Source organism: Aliikangiella coralliicola (genome assembly GCF_007004725.1).
Taxonomy (GTDB): domain Bacteria; phylum Pseudomonadota; class Gammaproteobacteria; order Enterobacterales; family Kangiellaceae; genus Aliikangiella; species Aliikangiella coralliicola.
This window is the reverse complement of record NZ_ML660166.1, coordinates 323,873-347,678: the sequence shown is the minus strand read 5'-3', so window position 1 is coordinate 347,678 and position 23,806 is coordinate 323,873. Positions and strand designations below refer to the sequence as shown.

Annotated in this window: 20 protein-coding genes; 11 read left to right on the top strand and 9 right to left on the bottom strand. The window is 42.8% G+C overall.

Annotation, left to right across the window (positions count from 1 at the left end):
- Nucleotides 1-77: 77 nt before the first annotated feature.
- Nucleotides 78-1,700, bottom strand: a complete 1,623-nt coding sequence (locus FLL46_RS16960) for a LysM peptidoglycan-binding domain-containing protein (RefSeq protein ID WP_142932513.1) — start codon at nt 1,698-1,700, stop codon at nt 78-80.
- A gap of 266 nt (nt 1,701-1,966) precedes the next feature.
- A complete protein-coding gene (gloB, locus tag FLL46_RS16955; RefSeq protein ID WP_210418734.1) occupies nt 1,967-2,749 on the bottom strand; it encodes a hydroxyacylglutathione hydrolase in 783 nt (260 codons plus the stop codon).
- A 322-nt stretch (nt 2,750-3,071) separates the two neighbouring features.
- Here gloB and FLL46_RS16950 point away from each other — a divergent pair, with 322 nt between their 5' ends.
- The 4 genes from FLL46_RS16950 (at nt 3,072) to FLL46_RS16935 (ending at nt 6,683) form a co-directional block, all read left to right on the top strand.
- Entirely contained in the window at nt 3,072-3,824 is a 753-nt protein-coding gene (locus tag FLL46_RS16950) for a class I SAM-dependent methyltransferase (protein ID WP_168204206.1), read from the top strand.
- Nucleotides 3,825-4,000: 176 nt separating this feature from the next.
- Nucleotides 4,001-4,441 carry a ribonuclease HI gene (rnhA, locus tag FLL46_RS16945; RefSeq protein WP_142932511.1) on the top strand — a complete coding sequence of 147 codons (441 nt, stop codon included), beginning with the start codon at nt 4,001-4,003 and terminating at the stop codon, nt 4,439-4,441.
- 87 nt (nt 4,442-4,528) lie between these two features.
- The gene (gene dnaQ, locus FLL46_RS16940; RefSeq protein ID WP_142932510.1) at nt 4,529-5,236 is read left to right on the top strand and encodes a DNA polymerase III subunit epsilon; all 708 of its coding nucleotides are present in this window, start codon (nt 4,529-4,531) and stop codon (nt 5,234-5,236) included.
- 55 nt (nt 5,237-5,291) lie between these two features.
- Nucleotides 5,292-6,683, top strand: a complete 1,392-nt coding sequence (locus FLL46_RS16935) for a hypothetical protein (protein WP_142932509.1) — start codon at nt 5,292-5,294, stop codon at nt 6,681-6,683.
- Nucleotides 6,684-6,775: 92 nt separating this feature from the next.
- Here the strand turns inward: FLL46_RS16935 and FLL46_RS16930 are convergent, their stop codons facing one another.
- The 4 genes from FLL46_RS16930 to FLL46_RS16915 are packed head-to-tail and all read right to left on the bottom strand — an operon-like array spanning nt 6,776 to nt 12,763.
- Complete coding sequence (locus FLL46_RS16930; protein ID WP_142932508.1) at nt 6,776-7,333, bottom strand: hypothetical protein; 558 nt, start codon at nt 7,331-7,333, stop codon at nt 6,776-6,778.
- Between the two features lie 59 nt (nt 7,334-7,392).
- On the bottom strand, nt 7,393-8,991 hold the full coding sequence (locus FLL46_RS16925) for a general secretion pathway protein GspF (protein ID WP_142932507.1): 1,599 nt from the start codon (nt 8,989-8,991) through the stop codon (nt 7,393-7,395).
- Between the two features lie 13 nt (nt 8,992-9,004).
- Nucleotides 9,005-11,539 (bottom strand): LamG domain-containing protein, encoded by a 2,535-nt coding sequence (locus tag FLL46_RS16920; protein WP_246119341.1) that lies wholly within the window; start codon nt 11,537-11,539, stop codon nt 9,005-9,007.
- Nucleotides 11,540-12,763 carry a hypothetical protein gene (locus FLL46_RS16915; protein WP_142932506.1) on the bottom strand — a complete coding sequence of 408 codons (1,224 nt, stop codon included), beginning with the start codon at nt 12,761-12,763 and terminating at the stop codon, nt 11,540-11,542.
- A 321-nt stretch (nt 12,764-13,084) separates the two neighbouring features.
- On the opposite strand from FLL46_RS16915, the gene FLL46_RS16910 reads away from it, so the two are divergent.
- Genes FLL46_RS16910 through FLL46_RS16885 form a run of 6 tightly spaced genes read left to right on the top strand, consistent with a single transcriptional unit; the run spans nt 13,085 to nt 19,285 of the window.
- Nucleotides 13,085-15,745, top strand: a complete 2,661-nt coding sequence (locus tag FLL46_RS16910) for an HzsA-related protein (RefSeq protein ID WP_210418733.1) — start codon at nt 13,085-13,087, stop codon at nt 15,743-15,745.
- 44 nt (nt 15,746-15,789) lie between these two features.
- Nucleotides 15,790-16,569, top strand: a complete 780-nt coding sequence (locus FLL46_RS16905; RefSeq protein WP_142932505.1) for an outer membrane beta-barrel protein — start codon at nt 15,790-15,792, stop codon at nt 16,567-16,569.
- Entirely contained in the window at nt 16,539-17,219 is a 681-nt protein-coding gene (locus FLL46_RS16900; RefSeq protein ID WP_142932504.1) for an outer membrane beta-barrel domain-containing protein, read from the top strand. Before FLL46_RS16905 ends, FLL46_RS16900 begins: the two co-directional genes overlap by 31 nt.
- Before the next feature lie 51 nt (nt 17,220-17,270).
- Nucleotides 17,271-17,774: a TlpA family protein disulfide reductase gene (locus FLL46_RS16895; RefSeq protein ID WP_142932503.1), complete on the top strand. Its 504-nt coding sequence runs from the start codon at nt 17,271-17,273 to the stop codon at nt 17,772-17,774.
- A gap of 51 nt (nt 17,775-17,825) precedes the next feature.
- A complete protein-coding gene (locus FLL46_RS16890) occupies nt 17,826-18,083 on the top strand; it encodes a DUF4266 domain-containing protein (RefSeq protein WP_246119340.1) in 258 nt (85 codons plus the stop codon).
- A 29-nt stretch (nt 18,084-18,112) separates the two neighbouring features.
- Nucleotides 18,113-19,285: a DUF3570 domain-containing protein gene (locus FLL46_RS16885; protein WP_142932502.1), complete on the top strand. Its 1,173-nt coding sequence runs from the start codon at nt 18,113-18,115 to the stop codon at nt 19,283-19,285.
- A 104-nt stretch (nt 19,286-19,389) separates the two neighbouring features.
- On the opposite strand, the gene FLL46_RS16880 is transcribed toward FLL46_RS16885, so the two are convergent.
- The 3 genes from FLL46_RS16880 to FLL46_RS16870 all read right to left on the bottom strand — a co-directional run bounded on the left by FLL46_RS16880 (nt 19,390) and on the right by FLL46_RS16870 (nt 21,966).
- Complete coding sequence (locus tag FLL46_RS16880; RefSeq protein WP_142932501.1) at nt 19,390-19,665, bottom strand: DUF6316 family protein; 276 nt, start codon at nt 19,663-19,665, stop codon at nt 19,390-19,392.
- 169 nt (nt 19,666-19,834) lie between these two features.
- Nucleotides 19,835-21,124, bottom strand: coding sequence for an HlyC/CorC family transporter (locus FLL46_RS16875; protein ID WP_142932500.1), 1,290 nt, complete (start codon nt 21,122-21,124; stop codon nt 19,835-19,837).
- Between the two features lie 41 nt (nt 21,125-21,165).
- Entirely contained in the window at nt 21,166-21,966 is an 801-nt protein-coding gene (locus FLL46_RS16870) for a cytochrome C assembly family protein (RefSeq protein ID WP_142932499.1), read from the bottom strand.
- A 266-nt stretch (nt 21,967-22,232) separates the two neighbouring features.
- On the opposite strand from FLL46_RS16870, the gene ffh reads away from it, so the two are divergent.
- A complete protein-coding gene (gene ffh / locus FLL46_RS16865; protein ID WP_142932498.1) occupies nt 22,233-23,606 on the top strand; it encodes a signal recognition particle protein in 1,374 nt (457 codons plus the stop codon).
- Nucleotides 23,607-23,806 lie beyond the last annotated feature (200 nt).

Genomic DNA, 23,806 nt, shown 5'->3' with positions numbered 1-23,806 from the left:
AGTGATTCAAATCGAATCACTCAAGTCATGGCTGCTTCGCTAGTTGTCTTACCAGAACGAGTTATTCTGCCAATTAGCTAATATTGCCGCGTAATATCAACGTAAAGTGTTAACGAATCGCCTGGCTGCAAGTATTTCTTTTTACCCATTTTCTTGTTCCATTTTTTTACGCTATTCAAATTCACATTAAATTTGTCAGCGATTCTCGCAAGTGAATCTCCTCGGCGAACTTTATAGTATATTTTCTTGGTTTTATTGGTTCCTGCAGACAACCCCGCGACCTTAACTGGTTGTTTAGTCCAGACAACCAATTTTTGCCCGATTTTTAATGGGTCAGTCGGCGCCATATTATTCCACTTCGCAAGACTACGGATATTGACTTTGTACTTACGAGACAAATCCCACATAGAGTCACCGCGTTTTACCTTGACAGTAAGCTTGTTCCCTTTGCGTTGCCTACTTTGTCGAGCTAGTAAACGCTGACTTGCACTTTGATGGTATTTGTCTCGTGCTTCTGAAGCCACAGGAATTAGCAGGCTTTTTCCGGCACGAATTGTGTTTTTGCGGATATTGTTATTGTCCCTGAGAAGCGCGACGGTAGTACCGAATTTTTTGGCAATGCTTATCAGGCTGTCACCAGGTTTAATCTGGTATTTTTTATAGGAAATACGCTGCTCTTTTGGAATTGTCGCTAAATTTCGCTTAAAAGTATCGACTTTATTAATGGGAAATAATAAATAATGAGGGCCTTTTGGCGCTGTCGCCCATTGATTAAAGGCAGGATTGAGTTGATATAGATCGGTCATTGATATTTCCGCCATAGCAGCAGCCAGACTGAGGTCTATTTGTGATTCCGTTTTTACGCGATCAAAATAGGGGAGATTGGCAACACGCGTCCACTGTTCATCGTCAGGTTTTCTGTTGGCAAGAATATCAGCCAATGCTAATAGTTTAGGCACATATGCTTTAGTTTCTTTTGGTAGTTTTAGCGCCCAGAAATTGGTAGGTTTGCCGCTTTTCTTATTGCGTCTGATAGCTTTTCTAACATTGCCTTCTCCAGAATTATAGGCAGCTAATGCATGCAACCAGTCACCATCAAATCGTTTATTAAGATAGCTTAAAAAACGAATCGCGGCTTTTGTGGACAGGTAGACATCTCTGCGACCGTCATACCACCAGTTTTGTTTTAGTCCGAAATTTCGACCGGTTCCTGGAATAAATTGCCACATACCCGAAGCTCGACCGTGTGAGTAGGCAAAAGGATCAAAAGCACTTTCAACAATGGGCAATAAGGCCATTTCAAGTGGTAGGTCGCTTTTTTCTATTTCTTCGACAATATAGTGAAGATAAGGCGCGGCACGCTTGGTGACCCTCTTCATATACTCTGGATGCTTTAAATACCAGCTTTTTTGCGCTCTGACACGTCGATTGTCAGGGATTTCGAAGGTGAGCTGCTGCGCTATTCTGTCCCAGGTATCATCGAATGAGGTTGGGTCAATTTCAGTTATTTCCGAGTCACACTTTGCACTGAGCAAAGTTTTTTCTTCTTCGAGCTGACGCTGTTTTTGCATGGCCAGTTGTGCCGCAGCCGATTGATTGTTTGAGACCAGATTAAGAGCGGGGTCAGAACTGCCGGTGATAAGGGTTTTGCATCCGATAAGTGTGACGACTGGGAGTAACAGCAATAACTTTAATTTCAATGGGTTTTCCTTATTAGCGTTAAGGTTGTATAACCAAAACTGTTCTAGGGTCTGTTGATCTGATCTGGATTTAAACTTACGGTATCGGTTGTCCAAAAAAATGGTTGCCCAAAAATGAAGTCTAATAGAAGCCTGGATTCATTCTTAATTGAAAATAATCTAGCTTACCAGGTTATAGGGATCTTTGGATTTTAGATCAAATTAGTCTATTGGAAGCAAATGTTATTTTTATTGAGCTGTTATGTCAAATCCTGGTTAAAATTTGGCTAAAAACTGTCTTTCCATTGCCGAATGACTGCGAATACTTCTGGTTCGCTTAAGGTGTCGCGACTAACCCGATGCATCGCACTCGAAATCACACTTGGCTCTCTGATTCGAAGAAATGGATTAACCTGTTTCTCTACTGACAATTCGCTTGGCAAACTAGGCTGGTTTAATTCACGTAGCGCCTTAACTTTCTCTATATAGTGAGTTAAATGTTGATTTTGAGGCTCGACCTCACTCGCGAACTTTAAATTAGACAGGGTATATTCGTGGGCAGGGTAAATCTTGGTATTTTCCGGTAACGAGAGAATTTTCTGCATAGATTGCCACATTTGCTGCGGAGTACCCTCAAACAGGCGTCCACAACCGCCAGAGAACAATGTATCGCCACAAAACAAGCCGTTAGTGCAAAGACTGCTCTCAGGCATAAAATAAGCGATGTGGCCACGCGTATGTCCCGGAACATCGATAACCTGAAAAGATAAGCCGAGTTCTTCAATTGTTATCGAATCTCCCTGATCAAGTCGATAATCTAAACCATTAACTGAATCGTTACTCGGCCCATAAGTTCGACAACCATACATCTGTTTTAATCGAGGCACACCGCCGATATGATCGCCGTGGTGATGAGTGATTAATATGGCGGCCAGGTTGAGGTTATTACTCTTTAAATAGGCATCAACAGGCGCTGCGTCACCCGGATCCACTACAATTGCGTCGACGCCGTTGTCTAGCAGCCATAAGTAGTTGTCATTAAAAGCGGGAATAGGAGTGATGGCTATCATTGAGGACCTGATCTATATTTAATAAATGGGTAAGTTATTAGTCATAACGACTTAATCAATGTTCTTTGTAATATTGACTTTGCAGGGTAACTAATAGGTAGAATATTAAGTAATGAGTTACCAAATAACAAATTTTACTCGCTCAAACAGGCCGATCTATAGAATCGTCTTATCGAGCTATGCTCTGTCAGATATTATCATTTAACATGGATTTTAATTTTGGATCAATATCCCGGTAACTGGCTTATCAACATAATAGAGGACCGCTTTATTGATTCTCTTTAAATTTGGCTAAATGAGTAACAGTCTTCAGGAAAAAACGGTGAGCTTGAAAAATGAAGAATTAGGTAGTAATCGGCATCAATTGATTGCAGAAAAGCTGGCGCCACACCTGGCGCAGATCTTCGGCTATCACGCATTGCTTTATTCGCCACTCGCAAAATCGCTTTGTGGTGAGGAACTTGTCATCAAGCATCAGGTCATTGTTGCTGAATCTGGCGCTAAGTCACCGAAAGTTCAAAAAGAGAAAGTCACGTTACAATGCCTATATACAGAACTGCCTATTGCAGCAGATACGATTGATCTCGCGGTTTTACCCAATGTTTTACAAAATAGCACACACCCTCACCAGGTTTTGCGTGAGGTTGAGCGTATTTTAATTCCTGAAGGGGTTGCCATTATTGTGGGTCGCAATCCATTTAGCTGGCAGGGGGTCAACTTTCGTTTCCAACAGTGGCGACAAAAGCCGAAAACCCCCATTCGTGATATTAGCCGCAGTCGAATTGCTGATTGGTTTAGCCTGCTGGGCTTTGAAGCAGAAGCGCAGATTAATATCAGTTTGACGAACGACAAGTTGCAAAATAGCCATTTTTATTCCTGGGTGAAGAAGTTAGGTTATTACGTCTGTGAATTTTTTTGCAGCTATTACGTCATCATTGCCAGGAAAAAAGTATCTACACTAACACCCATCAGACCAAGCTGGAGAAGAAATAAACAACTCGTGCCACCGAGGTTGGCAGAACCCAGTGTCAAATCTCAGGTCGAAAATTGGTTTAACCATCTGAAAAACAGTTAGCTTACCCAGCGTCTGATAACATTTAGTATCAATAGACTGTGACTGCTCCGATTAATATTCTCTTTATATTAGTATGCCGCCAATTTGTGGCGAGTGTCGATATTAAAAAAGGCGCGACGCTGTGACTGATTATTGGCATAATAGGTTTTTGAATTCGACTTTAAGAGAATTGAGGCTTGAGTAAAATCGAAGTTTTTACCGATGGTGCTTGTCGGGGTAACCCTGGACCCGGTGGTTGGGGGGCACTTCTGCGAGCAGGTTCTCATCAAAAAGAGATTTATGGTGGAGAGCAAGAAACAACCAACAACCGAATGGAATTGACGGCGGCAATCAGAGCGTTGGAGGCAATAAAAAAACCGAGTGTTGTTGTGCTGACAACTGATTCTCAATATGTGCGTAAAGGCATTACAGAGTGGATGAGTGGTTGGAAGACAAGAGGATGGAAAAATTCTGCTAAAAAGCCCGTAAAAAATGTCGATCTATGGAAATTACTCGATGCGCAAAACGAGCGGCATCAGGTTACCTGGAAATGGGTTAAGGGGCATAGCGGACATCCAGAAAATGAAACCGCGGATCAATTGGCCAATCGTGGAATTGACGAACTCGGCAGTGTTTAAACCTTCTGACAAATTTAATTGTGACACTGAATTGAAATTGATAGTCAGAATAAAATATTTGGGATAGTTACTCGGAATTAAAAAAGTATGCGGCAAATTGTACTAGATACTGAAACAACCGGTTTAGAGCCAACTCGCGGACACCGTATCATCGAAATTGGCTGTGTTGAAATGGTCAATCGGCGACTCACCGGAAACCATTTCCACGTGTACATTAACCCTCGGCGGGAAGTTGATGATGGTGCGATGGAAGTCCACGGAATTACCAATGAATTTTTGGCAGATAAGCCATTTTTTGAGGACATAGCTCAAGACTTTATTAACTACGTAAAAGATTCTGAATTGGTAATTCACAACGCACCGTTTGACGTTGGATTCTTAAACCATGAATTAAAACTTTTAACGTCACCGCTTGGTCAATTAGAAGATTATTGTACTGTTCTGGATACGTTAGTGCTTGCCAGGCAGATGCATCCCGGGCAGAAGAACAGCCTCGACGCGCTATGTAAAAGATACTTTATTGATAATTCTCATCGAGATCTTCATGGCGCACTACTTGACTCTGAGATTCTAGCCGAAGTTTACCTCTCAATGACAGGGGGACAAACTGATTTAACGCTTACACAAAAACAAGATTATTTGAGTGCGAATAGAGACGAAGACGGAATTCGTCGACTGCCTGAAAATAGACAGCAGTTTAAGGTTTTGTCGGCGACATCAAGTGAACTGGAAGCACATGAAGCTTATTTAAAAAAAATGCAAGAAACCTGTGGCGATAAGTTGATCTGGAGCTGATAGAGCTTTGTCGATTTTTTTGCCAATTAATGGGAATAGGGCAACCAGAGACTAGATGACCGATTATTGTAAGTACCATCCTAAACAGAAAGCAAGTTGGTTTTGTGCCAATTGTGATACTGCTTTTTGTAATACCTGTACGCCAAAAGATGAAGAAAACTATTTCCCTAAGTGTGTTTTATGCCGGCGCAGCCTTCGCTCATTAAGTATCGCCAATACCATTAAGCCCTTCTGGCAAAATCTTGCTGCTATTTTAAGTATTCCGCTAACGACGGCCCCGTTACTTTTTATCATTATTTTCGCTTTTATTTTTTCATTATTACCGACCGGAAAAGTTGGTGCGATTTTATTTTTGCTTTTTACCATGCCGCTGATTGAGTTTTTGCTTAAATCTATGGAGCAGGTTGCAAGTGGCGAGTCGGTGAGGGCGAAAGTGACCCAGATTTTTAATTTGAAAAGCGACGCGTTATTTTTAAAATTGCTGGTGGCCTATGTTTTATGTGTGCTTGTGGTCGCAAAGTTGTATGCGTTTAGCCCTGTTTTTGGGATTTTACTCGGCGCTTTTTTAATACTGGGAACACCTGCTTCATTTATTATTTTGATGATGGAAAAATCGATGCTGGAAATGTTTAACCCGGCGAAAGTAATTTATATTATTAAACTTTTCGGTGGTGCCTATTTTTTACTTTACGGAATAATCTTTGGCGTTGTTGGACTTTCTATTGAGTCATATCAAATTGCTTTGACGTCCCCGTCTTTTTTAGCATCGATGTTGGTGAATTCGCTGATTTTATATTTGACGGTGACTGTTTTTGTGATGGCGGGTTATCTTGTGTTTCAATATCATCAGGAGTTAAGTTTTTCTATTAATCGTCAGGTACTTCACGACATAACGCCAGACTTGAAACCGGATGATATGTCGGAGGTCAACATTTTTGTGCAAGAAGGACGCTTTGAAGATGCGCAAAAGATATTGTTAGACAGAATTAATAATCATTCTCTGGACTATAAGGCGAATGAAAAACTGATTTTGCTTTATGCCATTCAAGAAAAACCGCAATTTCTTGATAAAATAGCGCAAAGCTATTTTACCCAGTTAGTTCAAGCGGGTAAGCAAAAACACGCCGCTGACTTTTACCAAAAGCTACAATCAAAATCTATCCAGTTTATACCTGAGAAAGCTAAAGTTGTTGCAGCAATCTGTGGGGAAATGAAAAATAAAAGTCAATTTAAAATAGCGCTAAGTTTAATTGACGCATTTCTTGAAAACAATAAAATGCCTGAAAACTGGGAGAGCTTATACTTGGTGCATTCACAGCTTTTGGCAGAGTTTGCCAACCGGGCCGATGAGGCTCGCGAAAAGTTGAGCATTATTATGCGTCGAAGTCTGGACCAGGATTGGTCGGAGCAAGCGGAAAATTACCAACGGTTTCTAGATCAAACTTAGTTTCTGATAACGCACTTTAATTAATGTCTGAAGTTTACCAGTACCAGTTTTTCCGATACTAAAACTTTATCAATACCGGCAATCTGATAAAACTAACGAATGATTTGAGCTTCGATTTGTTTGCGCATATTCAGCGCCCAACGGCCGGACTCTGTTTCTGCATAATAAGCGATTATATATTTGAGCTCGTCTCTCACCTGAATTAATTTATTTTGACGGATAAGTTGTTCGCAGCCTAATTGAAGTATTTCAGGCGTAATTTTGTCATCGGCAAACTCCTTTTTAATTCTATCCCTTAAGCGTTCAGTTTCATCGAGTAAGTGCGAGTTGCCTAATTGTATAAATAAGTTAAACAACTGAGTTTTATTTAATGGCGGCGGCTCTTGTCTGAGTTTCGAGTAATCGCAATAGGTATTAACAATTAATGATTGTAATTCTGGTTTATTAGATTGAATGGAAAAAATATGCTGGCAGATTTTTTGATAGCCAGAGGAGTTTGGGCGCTTGATCTCTAGCGGATAAATTCTCTGAATTAGTTCGAGGTCTTTAGGGTGTTCTTCTAACAATTGATAGAAAAGCGTTAAGGCTTTGTCCAGTTCAAGTTCTCTTAACCAGCTCAAAGCCTTATCGATAGTTTCTGTGTAGTCCATTCCTGAGTATTAATCTTTTGGTCGGCGGTTCAATGACTCCATATTAACCGCCTGAAAAGTTAACTTCCAATGGTTCCGTTAACAATCGGCTCGAAAGCCGTCATGCTGTCAATTAATGCGGAATTACCAAGACCATGATTAGGGAACAGGTTAGCGAAATTATTCTGCTCACCATGTAGTGCCATGTAGTTGAGAATAATTGTTTCTACCAGCAAGTTAGGGTTGTTAGCCGCCGGGGAAGATGCCGTCTCAGTCGAACCGTCAGAGCGCATGTAACCAATTTGCTGATGTATGGCTTGTTCTTCTGGTGTCGCACCAATCAAGTTTGCACGTCCGTCAGGGTTATAAACCATAAAGAATGAGCCAGCAGTAGAGGAGTTATCACTCTGCCACATAAACTTGCCACGACCTTCTACAGAGTCATCAACAACGCCGTTGGCGCTGACTGAGCCATCACTAAAAACGTACATCATCAATGGAACGCCGACCTTCGCTGCGTACTCCAGGCAAGCTCCCATACAACGACCAGCGCGGAAATCTCGCACTTCGCCGGTTGAACGGCCTTGACCGTGATAATCATAACCACCCATGGTGATTGTTCCTGCACCTGAAAAGCCGTTAATAACCATTTTCATGACAGAGGCAGTTTTTCTAAATTCGCTATCTGAGTCAAATTCAGCTTGTGTAAAGATACCCGTCGGGCCGACAATATCAGGGTCTAACGCTGGGTCGAGAGTCGATGGGTCACCAAATCTGTCAGCCAGGTCAGCACTTTTAACATAACCGCAGCGAACCATTTCTTTGATTACCGCGTCGGAACTGACATTGGTATTTACCTGGTCCATTTTATTGTCTGAAATTCGGTATATCGACTCCATGACCGAAACAGCATCATCCTGGCTAAGTAGTCCGACTAAGTCGCCAACATCAACCAGGCCTGTTACGTCGCTCGGTCGATCAACTTTGGTCGGTCGAACAGACAGATCAATCATGTTATTTGGTGACATGGAGTTACCGCCGGAATCACTGTTTCTCGATCCAATTAAAGTGAGTAGCGAGCCATCCGCACCTGCTCTGTTGATCCCATACATTGGATTGTGTGGGTTGTTTCCAGTGTCATTGTCAGAACGTGCCGGTATTACAGCACCGTTTGTATTTGCAGCAGTTGTTGCTGTGGTTTTGTCCTGAATTCCACGTAAAAAAGCACTATCGGTATGAAATGACAAACCATAATCAGAATTAATAAAGTCAGATAATCCAGTTTGGGGATTCATCACCGAAGGAATCATATCTCCCGGTAATCCTTGTCTGCTGTAACCCGCTGAAGATATAAAGTCCAGCTGGCCGCCACGACCGCCAATCAGCACATTTGAGCCGGCAACATTCGCGCCGCCGGCCAGGTCAAAACAGATAAAAGGGATTTTACCCGCGCCCTGTACCGCAATTCCACAGGCACTTTTAAGTGCTTCAATATCTGGAGACAAGGTCGCGTGAGCCTTTTGCGGATTGGCGAACAGACCCAGAATTGAAGGTCCCATTACGCTCGCAGTACCAGCCATAAAACCTTGAGAGATAAAGTCTCTACGAGTGGTTGGTCGTTTATGCGAATTGTGCAATAAGGGCGCATTTAATAGTTGCTCTTTAGTCAATTTCTTCATGTTCATGCTCCCGTTATTGAACTAACATTGCTGCGCTGCCTAAGGCGGTTGCGCATACTGCTTTTACTACGATTTCCGTTCGGTCCGCTGAACAACCTGCTCCACAGGAAGTTAAAGTATCAGTCAGGCTACCTAACTCTGTTTTAACATCGACAACTGCAGGCTGTGTCGACAGATTACTGCCCATAATATTGGTAATCAATGGGTCGTAAATCAGATCGCGTTTTGCCTGAGAGTCAAACGCTACATTGGCTGCCGAGCTAAAATTAAAGCCGCTAAAATAAGCTGCTCTTGCGGTATTGTCTTCAACCAGTGCATTACAGTATTCGATTGCTAGCTGAGTAACCCCCATCTGTTGCGCTGAAGTAAAGAAGTCAATATCAGTCAGCGTTGGAAGTTGTTGCTTAACACGCTCATAGGTTTGTGCAACATCTGTTTGAGCCATACTGATCCCCGTCGCTTTTGACATTGAAGCGTGAATTTCAAAGAAGTCTCTTATGCCAATTTCAGGTCTTTCTGGTAAATCTGTCGGTGTTGCAGGCGTTGGAGCCGGAGGTTCAACAAACGCGTTTTCCGCTGTTCCGATTTTTTCGAAAGTCAGGAAGAACTCGTCGGCTGTAGGACCTTTTTCCAATGCTATTACCGTGCCCAGTCGAGACATAGTTTGTCCGGTTTCTGTGCTGTAATCCGTCGTATTCAGATTAACATTCAGATTCTTATAAGCTTGGCCGTTTTTAACTTCTTTACCGTTAACCGCAACACGAATTTTTTCAATATCAATGTTGTCAGGAATATTCTGGTCGTTAAGGTTGATAAAGAATGGTTTGTCGAACAAGTATCCATAGCTATCCCATTGGCTAACTTCATACACAACATAGGACTCTTCCAAATTGATCAGATGAGAGATACTGAACAACATGAAGAACTTCTCACCGACACCTACATCAAAATTTTGCACAATCTGTTCTGGCGTCAGTGTTCTATTATGGATAGCAACCATTCGTAGAGTTCCTTGCCACAGTCGGTCACTTGATACTTCATTACCCATGACCACCGCGAAAGTGTCATCCCAGTCATTGAGCGTGCCACCGGTTTCTACTTGCTCCTGAGCGACCAATTCTCCGTTAACAAAAAGTTTTCTACCTTCAGTAGGAGAGAAAGTGGCAACAACATGCTGTAATGCCGTTTGTACAATTTCGTCAGCATCTGGTGTTGCTAATGAAGCTTCCCCATTTGCGTCTGTTTCGCTTGAGCGATTAAGGAATTCATAGTTATACAGCGTTTGACCAAGGGTAAAGTTTCTCGCTGTCGTTCCTGCCGAGTAACTAACGATACCTGCTGGACCTTCTTGGGTGACATTACCAGGGGCAACCCAGGCTTCAATTGAGTATTCACCGGTTGCTGTAATCAAATCATGTAGTTTTTTACTATTGCTGGTCGAGCCTTGCGCTTTACCGTCGATAATCTGGATACCCCAGCCACCGACCCAGTTGTAGCTACCACTTAGGGTGAGATTGATCGCTGGTTCTATACCACTGGTGTCAAAAGCCGTATCACCTTGACCCGTTTTGAAATTCCAGAGGGCAATAACATTGGTGTCGTGACGTCCACCGCCGCTAGCAACAATCCCATCGGTCAAGAATAAAGATTTACTGGCCAACAAGTTAGGATCAACTTGAGTGAGCGGGATTTGATTTGCAAATGAACGAATTGCGTCTTCCATCTCAGTTGAGTTAGCGCCGCAGTCACTCCAGCAGTTATGGAATTCATTACGCAGTCGAATAACAAAACGTGAGTTTTCAGGTGTATCCAAATTGATTCGAGCTTTCGCCGCGGCGTAAGCAGAGTCGATATCATCGTTTGCGAAAAACGGTGAAATAGGATTAGCAGAGTTTTCGTTGTGACAACCTGCGCAGTACTGGCTCAACAATGGATAAACTGTGGTTCCAAAAAGCGCTGAAGATTCTGGAAACGAACGGCTATCACCTGGATCTCGAATAGTCGGAGCTACCAGTTCAATGGTGGTTCCGCCGCCTGCAGCGTCGCCAGCCCAGGCTGTGATATAGCTGGTAATGGTATCGGCACAGGCCGCATCACTAGTTAACCAACAGTTATGCCCGCCGGCCACTTTGGATACCATTCGGGACTCTGATGGTCGTTCTAAATCAACTATTTTATTCGCTTCAGCGTAGGCGATATTAATATCAGATAAATTAACAAATTCCGGGGCCTGGCCGTTTCCATGACATTCGCCACAGCGATTTGAAGGAGACAAGTTATCCCAAACATTGAGTTTAAAAGCTTGTACATCGTCTGTTTGAGGTGGTGGTCCGCTATAGTTTGAGCTGGGAGGCGGTGCGACTACTGGGTTCTCTTCAACATCTGCGCCGCCGCCTGAACATGCCGCTAAAACTGAAATGAGTGCTGCGCCAAACGAAAGTCTGAGCATTTTCTGGCTACTCTTAAATTTTTCAACAATTGACAGTGCGGACATCAGTTGAGTCGGCTGTCGTTTTTGAGAGAATAAGGTTTGCTTTAAATTCATCATTTATTCTCCCATACAATAAACGGCTGATTCTGCGAAAGTTCGCTTTAATTGATAGCCATTCGCTTTTAGTGAAGCAATCATGGTATCGACCTGAGTTCTATCGGCGCTATTTCCCGGTGGTCTTAAGCAAACATTTTCGAATACTTTTTCAACCTGACATCTGGCAAACTTTTCGCTGTGGGCCAGTTCTTGTCCCATTGATTTTGCACCATTTCCGCTACCGGGCAATGCTGGATCCCAACCAATCAGCTGATTTGGACCTTTACGCCAATAGTTAACCCAACTGTCATCTTCAGTGACATATCCGGGAGGGAAGTTAAATTTATTGTTGTGGTACTTGGAAACAACGCGAGTACCTGTTTCCGCATCGAGTTGGCCTTCGCCGTTGTAGACTAATCGGCCGCTTTCGCCATCCGGGTCTGAGTCGACGTCATAAACATAATCATAATAAGCAAAGGATTGAATCATCGGATCCATTCCTGAATGGCAGCCGTAGCAAGAGTTCATAAAGATTCTGCTGTCGCCACCGGGGCTACGTGATACATCTTGCCTGATTCGGTCTGCTGCACGTTCGATATCTTTCAGAGGTTCTAGATCACCACAAAAATGGTTGATTAAGGTAAATCGAAATATTGCGCGATTGGTTCCATCAATTAAAAATGCTTTCGCCGCCGCTCGCGTTGTTAATACGCCGGCGGTGGCTTGCGCTTCAATACCGGTAACGCTTGATTGCGTAGCCTGTTGTAACACAGTGCCAAGCGGCAGGGCTTGTGACTCCATTTGTTCATAGTGGTCATTATTCGTGGCTGAATAAGCAGGAAGACCTGCAGATTGACCAGTGTAGATAATGTCACCAAACAACATTTGTCTAATATCTACATCATCTCTAATCATGCCAATAACAGTCGCGGTATAATCATTTAGTGGTGCAAAGACTGTTTCAGGCTCATTGGTCCAGGGAGTTACCCAGTTTTTGAGTGTAACACTATAAAAGGCATCATTATCCATTGCCTTGTAAGCTGCCGCGACAGCATCTCCTGATTGAATATCTGCTTGCATACTAGTTAAAACAGCTTCTGTTGGTGGTATGCCTGCGATCCTGTCGTGGATTCGTTTTGCTTGTTCGCGAGGGCCTGCACTAGCAGAAAGCGAAAAAACCGTTATCATGCCGACGATAAAACAGGTGAGCTTACTTCTTTGGGGGGTAAAGTTACCTATAGTCATAACGAGTGCCTTTCTATGGAACACCGGTAGGTGTTTGGAACGGAAAAGAGGCAATATTGTCGTTATTTTACTTAATTGACCCCTTTATCATTACGAGATAGTTTAGCCAATTCAACTTCATTTTTCCGTGAATCTTCGCACAGAAATCAAATCGCAAATAGTGGATAATACCGTTCAATGGGAGAAATAGCCCTTTCATACTGTTTGCTGTTGTCGGTGCGAAAATCTTTGCTGATAACAATGAGAGCCGTATGAATTTTTGCTAGTCTAATCAACCAGGTCTAATCAACAAATATGCTGTGTTTAGCGACGAGATCATTAATGAAAAAATCTTATTTTAGTATATCGGCGATTTTAACAATGGCAATGCTTGCCGGTTGTACTGGCGGCGGCTCTAGTGTGCAACAAACAGGACAAGAACCTGACCCAGTCGTCATTGATTTTCCAATTGCCTATATTAAACGTCCTCTGCCAGTGGAAGTCGATGACAACAATAACGAAACGCCTGTAGAAGAAAACTTAAGAGAACCAATCGCATTTAATGCTGGCGCAGCATTATTTATAAGAGACCGGGCCACTCCAAGTGCGGCAGAAACTAATATCACCGCTCAGGCATTTGAAGAAGGCGCTTTATACGATGTTAGAGATGTCGACGTTTCTCACGATGGGAATAAGCTTGTATTCGCGATGAGAGCTCCAGAAATTGAAGGTGCTGATGAAGATGAACAACCCAAATGGAATATTTGGGAATATGATCGTACGACCCAGGTACTAAGAAGAATTATTGCATCAGATATTACTGCCGAGGCAGGTGATGATGTCGCACCTCATTTTTTACCAGATGGGAAAATTGTTTTCGCATCCACCAGACAAAGATTGGCGAAGGCAGTTTTATTGGATGAGGGCAAGCCTCAATTTGCCGCGCTAGATGAAGATCGAAATGTTGAGGCGTTATCGCTTCATGTCATGAATGATGATGGTAGTGAAATAAAACAGATTACTTTTAATCAAAGCCATGATACCGATCCAACTGTTTTGACCAACGGAAAAATTGTATTTAGTCGCTGGGATAATTATGGTCGAGACGTGATTAATTTATATCAAGTCAACCCAGATGGGACCGGTTTAGAAATTTTATACGGAATGGAAAGCCATAACACTGGTACCGACGGTGGTGCTGTTGAATTCTCGTCGGCAAGACAGGTGGAAGATGGCCGCATATTAGTGCATTTGAAACCCAATACCAGCCGCCGACTAGGTGGAGAGCTAGCCTATATTGACTGGGAAAACTTTATTGATATTAACCAGACGACAGCTCAGGCAGCAGGAGCAGCCGGCCCTGGTCAGGTGAGCGCAACGCCGTTTGAAGTACGCACAGATGATGAGCCTTCTAGTGGCGGAAGATTCTCGACCGTATTTCCGTTATACGATGGTAGCCAGAGACTGTTAGTGAGTTGGACTCCTTGCCGACTCGATTCAGTAGACGCTGATAATAATCCTATTATTGTTCCCTGCACAGATGAAGCCATAGCCCAAGGCGGTGTTGTCGAAGCGCAACCGCTTTACGGCGTGTGGATTTATAATCCTGCCGATGGAACTCAGTTGCCGATTGTCACCGCAGTAGAAGGGCAGGTGATCAATGAAGTGGTTGCGATGGGGCCGAGAGAACTACCTGCAGTATTCGTTGATACAGCACTCACTGCTGATACGGATCTGGTTGCTGAAAATGTTGGGGTGGTTCACATTCGCAGTGTTTACGATTTTGACGGTCTTGATCTCAGCCCACTCGGTATTTCTGCGATGGCCGATCCAGCCCAGGCTGACGCTGCGGACAGACCTGCTCGGTTTATTCGAATCGTAAAAGCGGTTTCGATGCCTGATGAAGATTTAGTCGACCTCGATAACACGGCCTTCGGTCGAAGTCAGGCGCAGTTGATGAAAGATATTATTGGATATGCGCCGGTAGAACCTGATGGTTCCACTATGTTTAAAGTACCTGCAGATATCGCTTTCGCGATCAGTGTTTTAGATGTTAACGGCCGCCGAATCGGTGGCAGGCATCAAAACTGGATGAGTGTGAAAGCGGGAGAAGTTAAACAATGTAATGGCTGCCACACTGATGTCGGTGTGTTACCGCACGGTCGACTTGAGGCTCAGGCTGCTTCTGCTAACGCCGGCGCGCCTACAACAGGTTCTCCATTTCCAAATACCGTTGCTACCCTGTTTGCCGATGAAGGGGAGACTATGGCGCAGGTTTACAACCGTATAAATGGTTTTCAGGATTTATCCGTTAATATCAATTTTGATGATGTCTGGACTGACCCGGCCGTAAGAACGCCAGATGTTTCATTTACCTATTCTTATGCAGATCTGACTACGCCTGCGCCAACAACAATAGGCTGTGTTACGAGTTGGAACGGACGTTGTCGAATTACAATTAATTATGTTGATACTATTCAACCGATCTGGGATTTGCCACGTCAGGTATTAGATGGCATGGGAAATTTAGTTCAAGATAACACTTGTGTCAGCTGTCATAGTCAAACCGACGCAATGGACCAGATCCAGGTACCAATTGCGCAGCTGGAACTTGTGGGAACTCCCTCGGTTGATGAACCCGATCATGTTACTTCCTATCGTGAATTGATGTTTGCCGATAATGCTCAGGAACTGGTGAATGGGGCTTTAATTGATCAGTTAGTACCGGCGACTGATGCAAATGGCAATCCTATTTTTGAAGTTGACGAAGATGGAAATCTCATCCTGGACGCAAATGGCGACCCGATTCCCGTGATGAATACCGTTGGGGTTACTGCTGCGCTCAATGTTAACTCTGCGGTGACAAATACACGTTTCTTCCAACTATTTGATGCTGGAGGTTCTCATCAGGGCTGGTTAAGTCCGGCAGAACTTAAATTAATCGCGGAATGGCTGGATATTGGTGGTCAATACTATAATAATCCCTTTGACGTACCCCAGTAATTTGGTATTCAATAGAGCAACTGTATTTAGGGACCAAAAATAAATTGAATAAACTTAAATCAGATATCAAACTCGTTTTGATATTTTTTCTGATGATTAGCTGTGGCACGCTCGTTGCGAAAAGTAACGATGGTGCCGAAAGTGAAGACGAAGAATATCAGTCTGTCGAAATCGTCGATCCTTTTGTTGAGTTTCATACTGGGCCGGGCAGAGGCTATCCGGTTTTTCATATCGTCGAGAAAGGCGAAAAAATCTTATTGATAAAGAAAAAAACTGAATGGTACAAAGTGAAGTCTCCAAGAGGAAGGCTAGGCTGGGTTCACGAAGATGAATTAGAAAAGACTTTGGCTGACGATGGTGAAAATTACGAAATTGATAAACCAGATCAAGAAGGATTTATCGCACGGAGATATGAAACTGGGGTATTAGCAGGTGATTTTGGTGGAGCGACAGTGATGACCTTGCATGCAGGTTGGAACTGGACCGAAAATATCGCGACAGAAATTGCTTATTCTCAAGCGCTTGGTAATGTATCAGATATACAATTTTTAAATTTAAATATTTTGCACCAACCTTTCCCTGAGTGGCGAGTTTCACCCTACGTTAAGCTTGGCACAGGTATTATTAAAGTAAAACCGAATGCGACATTGGTGTTGCCTGAAGACAGAGAAGATGAAATGGTTCATGCCGGTATCGGCGCGAAGATATATGTTTCTCGACAGTTTTTCATTCGCGCAGAGTACAACTCGCATACAATTTTAACCAGTAGAAACGATAACGACGAAGTAGAAGAATGGAAATTAGGATTCAGCGTATTTTTCTAGGGGCTCTATTAGTCGGAGCCCTTACAATTAACTCTTCTCTGGTGTTGGCCCAAGAGGCTGATTCTGAGCCGGAGGAAGAGCAAAGTATTTCGAATGTGAAAGTGTTCGATCCGCAGGTAGAGCGACGTGAAGTTGATCGTGATGCGATAGATACTGAAAATTGGGAAATTGGTTTGCAGTACGGTGTCATTAGTATTGAGGATTTCGGCTCTAATGAAATTACCAGTTTTATGGCGGCCTATCATGTCACCGAAGACTTTTTTCTATCGTTGAATTATGGCGAGTCTAAGGCCGGCGAAACCAGTTTTGAGCGGTTAAGCGGTGACGTGGTACTGCTTACCGATGAACAAAGAGAATATTCCCATTATAGCGTTGCCCTTGGATTTAATATTTTGCCAGGCGAAGGTTTTATGGGAAGAGACTTGGCGTTTACCAGCTCATTTTATATTTTGACAGGATTGGGAAGTACTGATTTTGCAGGAGATACTCGTTCGACGGTTATGCTTGGTGGCGGCTATCAGGTCTTGTTTAATGATTGGTTCTCAATGCACGTCATGCTCAAAGATCACTTTTATGACATTGAGTTGTTGGGAAGCAAAAAGACGGCAAATGATTTAGAAATCTCAACTGGTTTCACAATATTTTTCTAGCACCCGGCTATAATTTGATGATTGGCTCTATTAGAGGAATTGGAAAGTAACATGAAAAAGCGAACAGTATTTGGTTTTAAGGCATTTTTAACGGGTTTGATGTTAGTCGCCTGCTCAACCTTGTCAGCAGCGGACAAAGTCGCGGCACCAGATTTCACATTGAAAAGTTTAACCGGCGAAAATTTGCGTTTGTCTGACTTTCGTGGCCAGGTGGTATTGTTGAACTTTTGGGCTTCCTGGTGTGGGCCTTGCCGTCAGGAAATGCCCATTCTCGATGAAATCCATAAAAAATACGAACCGCTCGGGTTTGCCGTGCTGGGCGTTAACGTCGATTTAAAGTCGGAAAAAGCGATTGATTATTTAAGAGGAACGCCAGTCAAGTTCCCGATATTACTTGACCCAAAGAGCAAAGTAAGCGAACAGTATAGTGTTTCTGCGATGCCTAGCACTGCGATTATTGATCGAGATGGCAATGTCAGGTACGTTCATGCTGGATATAAAACCGGCGACGAAGAAAAATATAAAAATAAAATCAAAGAGTTAATGAGAGAGTAAATTCTGTCATAAGACAAAGATTGAAATGGGATTGTGCATGAGAGATTTGTTGTGAAATATGAAAACACTGTAGTCAAATTGAAAGCCGATTGGTTTCGTGCAATCCTGTTAGTTACCACCTTGGTAATTTCAGGTTGCTCTTCTTTAGAACCTTGGGTTAAGCCTTACGAAAGGCAAAATCTGGCCGATCCAATCATGGCTTTCGGACGAAATCCCGTTTCAGATAATTATCTGCATCATGTCCACCAGGCCCGTGAAGCGGCTCGTGGAGCAGAAGGAAGTGCCGGTGGAGGCTGTGGCTGTAACTAGCCCGAAAATCATCAAGTGAAATTAATTCAATGAGAGTGATAAAAAAAATTAACAAGCATTGTCTATCTTATAAAGTTGTTCTTGTTAGCTTATTTTTCGGCTTAAATTTAAGTTGCAATAGTTTATTGGCGGCAGTTCTTCCTGTAGACAGGGCTGATGCGTTATACCACTATTTTGAAGGTGGCGGTGTCGATATTCAGGGACCTTCATTTTTAGTTAGAAAGTCGATTAAGGATACAGTGTCGATTTCGGCCAACTACTATGTTGATAATGTCAGCAGCGCCTCTATTGACGTGGTAACCACCGCGAGTGCTTATACCGAAGAGCGAAAAGAAAAGAGCGTTGGTATTGATTACTTACGCGATAAAACTGTCATGAGTTTCAATTACACGGAAAGTGATGAAAATGATTTCTCTGCCAGATCTGCCCACTTTAATGTTTCTCAAGATTTTTTCGGCGATTTGACAACGCTCAATATCGGTTACTCACAAGGTTGGGATACCGTCGGAAAACGTGATGAACCTGAGTTTTCTCGTGACACTGACAGGCGGCACTTTCGCTTGGGTGTATCGCAAATATTGACAAAAAATAGCCTTATTAACGTATCCTGGGAAACAATTACTGATGAGGGATTGCTAAATAACCCTTATCGATCAGTTCGTTACCTCGACCCGTCTGTTGCTACCGGTTATAGTTTTCAGGATGAATTATATCCAGACACTCGTACCAGTGATTCGTTTGCGATCCGTGGATTGTACTATTTACCTTATCGGGCAGCATTGAAGTTAGAGTTGAAACAATTTTCAGATACCTGGGGAATAGGAGCTAATACTGCTGAAGTCGGTTATACCCACCCGATAGGTGACGAATGGACTTTGGAATTTAAATTGCGAAGTTACAAACAAGATCAAGCAGATTTTTATAGTGACCTTTTCCCAAGAATCGACGCACAGAACTTTCGTGCCAGGGATAAAGAAATGAGCGCCTTTACCACCAACAGCATTGGTGTAGGAGTGACTTACGAGCAACCGTTAAAGAGTTGGGAAAATTTCGATAAGTTCAGTTTCAATCTATATGTCGATCATATCCAGTTTGATTATGATAATTTTAGAGATATTCGAGTTTCTGCGGAACCTGGTACTGAGCCATTTTATAGCTTTAATGCCAATGTTGTTCGCTTATTCTTGTCTTTGTATTACTAATCGCGAATTCATTCTAGAGAGCTGAATTTCAAATCAGAAATAAAAAAAGCGTGACTTTAAGTCACGCTTTTTTTATGGAATTAGTGGATTAAAACTAGTTTCGCTTAGTTAAAGCTTATTTTCGGTACTTTCCAATTAGAGCCAGTATCTCCAAAGTCGACAGGTAAGCTGCTGAGCTCATTTTTATTGGAAACAACTTCCAGAAACTCAACATAAGCGTATTTGCACTCGGTTCTACTCGAATAAGGTCCATAGTTAATGCCTTCTCGAGTTTTAAAAAACCAGTTTCCATCGGAATGATAAAATCTGCCGCTGCGAGCAAATTCTCTCGTGGTTTTTTCGCCGTTGCGAAATGTAAAAGCCGTCAATCTGTCAGCCATTACTTCTCCTCCTTGACAGAGCTGAAAAATATTTTTTGTGAACTACATCTCAATTAGAGAGAAAGATACCACTAAAATAGACCTTTGAGAACTAATTAATCAAGAATAAATCGCTATTTAGAAGAAAATCCTTCTAGACGGCCGATCTATTAGAATCAACGGGCTTTTATTAAGCGATGTCGAGGGTCTGGTCGGCATGTAACTCTGGCCAGACTCTGACACTTTTGATCATATTGGATTTGACTTGCAAGATTTCCATTGGATAGCCAGATAGCCTCATACCGGTTCCAGCCTGGGGAATAGCCTCGATATATTCGAGAATTAATCCGTTAAGGGTCTTAGGTCCATCGGTTGGTAGTGTCCAATCTAGTGAGCGATTAATATCTCGAATGGTAGCGCTGCCGTCGATAATAATACTGCCATCTTTTTCTTTTTGAATGTCTTTGCTGGTATCTGCAAAATCAGTGGTGAACTCTCCGACAATCTCTTCCAGAATATCTTCCAGCGTCGCCAAGCCTAAAATGTCGCCATATTCATCAACAACCAGGCCGATTCTCAGTTTTTTGCGTTGGAAATTTAACAACTGGGTGTTAAGCGGTGTCCCTTCGGGAATGAAATAGACTGGTGTAATTGCTTCCAGTATCAATTCTTTTGTCAGATCTTCATCATCATATGCAAGCAGCTTAATGATTTGACGCGAGTGAAGAAAGCCTTCGACGTTATCAATTTCGTCGCGATAAACGGGTAACCGGGTGTGGACGGCGTTTCTCATTTGGCTGATTACTTCATCAATTGGTAATTCCAGGTCTACGCCAGTTACCTCGTTTCTGGGAATCATAATATCTTCGACGGTGACTTTTTCTAAATCTAAAACACTCAAAAGCATATTTTGGTGCCGCTTGGGGATCAGTGCCCCGGCATCACTGACAATTATTTTTAGTTCGTCCGAATTGAGGTTGTCATTTTGCCCGTGCTCGACATTGACACCGACGAGCTTTAGAAGCCCATTGGTTACTGCATTTAACCCCCAAACGAATATAAAACAGACCTTGTATAGAGGTGTAAGGATAAATGACGCAGGGTAGGCTATTTTTTCTGGATGCAGCGCTGCTAGGGTTTTAGGCGTCACCTCTGCGAATATCAGGATAACGATTGTTAGCCCGAGTGTTGCTATCGCAATGCCTAAATCTCCCCAAATTCTGACACAAATCACTGTCGCGATTGATGCCGCAAGGATATTAACGAAGTTATTCCCAATAAGGATCAGGCCGATAAGACGATCTGGTCTGGCGAGTAATTTTTGAGTAAGTAATGCGCCTTTGTTTCCTTTTTTAGCCAGGTTTTTAAGGCGATATCGATTCAGCGACATCATACCTGTTTCTGAACTCGAAAAGAATCCAGAGAGTACAATGAGTGCGACAAGAATCAGCGAGAGGGTCGTCGTTGAGATATTTTCCAATGAGGTAAAGACTCTTTTTTGATAACGATGGTTTTAAAATGTCAAACGGGTTGACTAAGAATGAATTCAAGCACTAGCTTACTACCAAAATAACCTAAAAGCAGCAAGAATACACCTAGTAGGCTCCATTTGGCGGCAAAAACACCACGCCAGCCTTTTATATATCGTCCAAACATCAATATCGCTAATATTATCCAGGAAGCGATAGTTAATAAAACTTTGTGTAATGTTTGACCTGAGGTTAAATCTCCCGGAATAAGTGCAACTAATGCTAGTGAAATCGACATCAAAATAAAGCCGATAGTTAGTAATTGAATGAGATAGCGCTCCATCCCCTGAAGCGGGCCTAACCATGGATGAATGTTAGCCGGGTGCATCCGTAATCCTCTATCAAGATAAAGCACCAGTAGGGATTGAAGGGCGGCCAGCAATAATATGCTCATTGCCGCGACGCCGCTGAAAATATGAAGAAGATTAATGGCTTTTCCCCCTAACGCTATTGGCGAGGAGCCTGCAAATAAGGAAACTTCAACGATACTAATTGCAGCGATAGGTAAGGTGACCACTAATAAGGATTGCGCCTGGTGTTTTATCAAGTTCCAACCAACCATGCACATTGCTAACCAGGTAGTCATACAGAAAATGTTAAATAAGCCCAGGTTTTGGCCTTCGCCACCATCAATGTGCAAATACGCAACATACCCGTGACAGGCTATGGAAAACAAAACCGCAATATTGATATACGGGTTTAATTTTTGCCCTTTGGAAAGTTTTTGCCATGAATAGATGAAGAGCCCGACGTATAATATAACGGCAATTGACTCTAAAATTACTAAACTCAATTTGTTAGTCCCTTGATAAGCTTGGCTTTATTATCTGTTAGCAATTAAAAACTGTAAACCTTTAATGAAGATAAAATTTCCCTGGGAAGAGAAGTGAATATACTCAAAGCGAATATGGAGCTATACGACCTTATTTTCTAAAATATTTGACATATCGCCGGTTGTTAACGCTCAATATTAGTATTACTGTTGTGAGGAATAAGAAACTGGCTATAATAGCCGCCATTGATAGAAATGATTTGCCCAACAGGTTTCAGGAAATTTAAATGTTTGACAATTTAAGCGATCGCCTTAATCGAGTTCTCAAGAAAGTCAGCGGGAAAGGCCGGATTACTGAAGACAACATAAAAGCCACCTTGCGAGAAGTGCGAATGGCTTTGTTGGAAGCCGATGTTGCGCTTCCAGTTGTGAAAGATTTTATTACTAAGATTAAGTACCGAGCGCTTGGACGTGAAGTTAAGGCCAGCCTCACTCCAGGCCAGGCTTTTATCAAAATTGTTAACGACGAAATGATCACCGCGATGGGAGCGGCGAATGAAACGCTGGAGTTAAAGGCAAAGCCTCCGGCAGTCGTTTTGATGGCTGGTCTGCAAGGGGCCGGTAAAACTACATCGACGGCTAAGCTAGCCCGCTATTTAATTGAGCGAGAAAAGAAATCGGTAATGGTGGTCAGTGCAGACGTTTACCGCCCTGCTGCGATTGACCAGCTGGAAAAGGTTGCAAGCGAAGTAGGTGCTCAGTTTTTCCCAAGTAATGTTGAGCAAAAACCGGTTGAGATCGCTAAATCAGCTATCGCCGAAGCTAAAAAAGCCTTTGCAGATGTGTTAATTCTCGATACTGCTGGTCGATTGGCTGTTGATGAAGAAATGATGGATGAAATCAAGCTTCTTCACAAAGCCGTTGATCCAGTTGAAACGCTATTTGTTGTTGATAGTATGACCGGACAGGATGCAGCAAATACTGCAAAAGCGTTTGATGAAGCGTTACCCCTGACAGGTGTAGTATTAACAAAAGCTGATGGTGATGCCCGTGGCGGTGCTGCACTCTCGATTCGACATATAACCGGCAAACCGATTAAGTTTATTGGGGTTGGTGAAAAACTAGATGCATTAGAGCCCTTTCATCCTGAAAGAATAGTATCTCGAATTCTTGGTATGGGTGATATGTTATCTCTTATCGAAGAAGTTGAGCGTAAAGTTGATAAGGATAAGGCGCAAAAACTAGCGAAAAAGGTAATTAAGGGTCAAGGTTTCGATCTTGAGGATTTTCGCGAACAGCTCGTTCAAATGAAGAGTATGGGCGGATTAACGAGTATGATGGATAAGCTCCCTGGCATGGGAAATGTGCCGCAAGCAGCGAAGGATCAGATGAATGATAAAGTCACTGTGCAGATGGAAGCCATTATCAACTCAATGACTCGCAAAGAGAGGGCTTTCCCAGATATCATCAAAGGTTCCCGCAAAAAGCGCATTGCAAACGGTTCTGGTACTGATGTGCAGGCCGTTAATCGTTTATTAAAGCAATTTAAGCAAATGCAAAAAATGATGAAGAAAATGAAAGGCAAGGGCGGCATGATGAAAATGATGCGAGGCCTTCAAGGCATGATGCCTGGCGGTGGAATGCCGCCGATGGGTCGTTAGACCCTGATGATTCCTTCATTCAAATGGAGTGGAGTTATTCCAGGAAAAAGGTAATTTAGGCAAGCTGGAATTGGGGGGAGCTATTCATACCGGGGTAAAACCGCTTGTATTAACTTTATAACAATTAAGTGTTGAGGGCTTCTTCCGGGAGCCTGGTACTGGAGTTTTCCAGCTCATTTGCTTGCCTTACGGCGAATAAC

Bases quoted from the DNA above. Each gene is read 5' to 3' on its own strand.
- FLL46_RS16895 (WP_142932503.1), top strand. From the start codon at position 17,271: ATGAAAAAGCGAACAGTATTTGGTTTTAAGGCATTTTTAACGGGTTTG.
- FLL46_RS16880 (WP_142932501.1), bottom strand. From the start codon at position 19,665: ATGGCTGACAGATTGACGGCTTTTACATTTCGCAACGGCGAAAAAACC.
- FLL46_RS16935 (WP_142932509.1), top strand. From the start codon at position 5,292: ATGACCGATTATTGTAAGTACCATCCTAAACAGAAAGCAAGTTGGTTT.
- FLL46_RS16920 (WP_246119341.1), bottom strand. From the start codon at position 11,539: ATGATGAATTTAAAGCAAACCTTATTCTCTCAAAAACGACAGCCGACT.
- FLL46_RS16930 (WP_142932508.1), bottom strand. From the start codon at position 7,333: ATGGACTACACAGAAACTATCGATAAGGCTTTGAGCTGGTTAAGAGAA.
- gloB (WP_210418734.1), bottom strand. From the start codon at position 2,749: ATGATAGCCATCACTCCTATTCCCGCTTTTAATGACAACTACTTATGG.
- ffh (WP_142932498.1), top strand. From the start codon at position 22,233: ATGTTTGACAATTTAAGCGATCGCCTTAATCGAGTTCTCAAGAAAGTC.
- dnaQ (WP_142932510.1), top strand. From the start codon at position 4,529: ATGCGGCAAATTGTACTAGATACTGAAACAACCGGTTTAGAGCCAACT.
- FLL46_RS16900 (WP_142932504.1), top strand. From the start codon at position 16,539: ATGGAAATTAGGATTCAGCGTATTTTTCTAGGGGCTCTATTAGTCGGA.
- FLL46_RS16885 (WP_142932502.1), top strand. From the start codon at position 18,113: ATGAGAGTGATAAAAAAAATTAACAAGCATTGTCTATCTTATAAAGTT.
- FLL46_RS16925 (WP_142932507.1), bottom strand. From the start codon at position 8,991: ATGAAGAAATTGACTAAAGAGCAACTATTAAATGCGCCCTTATTGCAC.
- FLL46_RS16915 (WP_142932506.1), bottom strand. From the start codon at position 12,763: ATGACTATAGGTAACTTTACCCCCCAAAGAAGTAAGCTCACCTGTTTT.
- FLL46_RS16910 (WP_210418733.1), top strand. From the start codon at position 13,085: ATGAAAAAATCTTATTTTAGTATATCGGCGATTTTAACAATGGCAATG.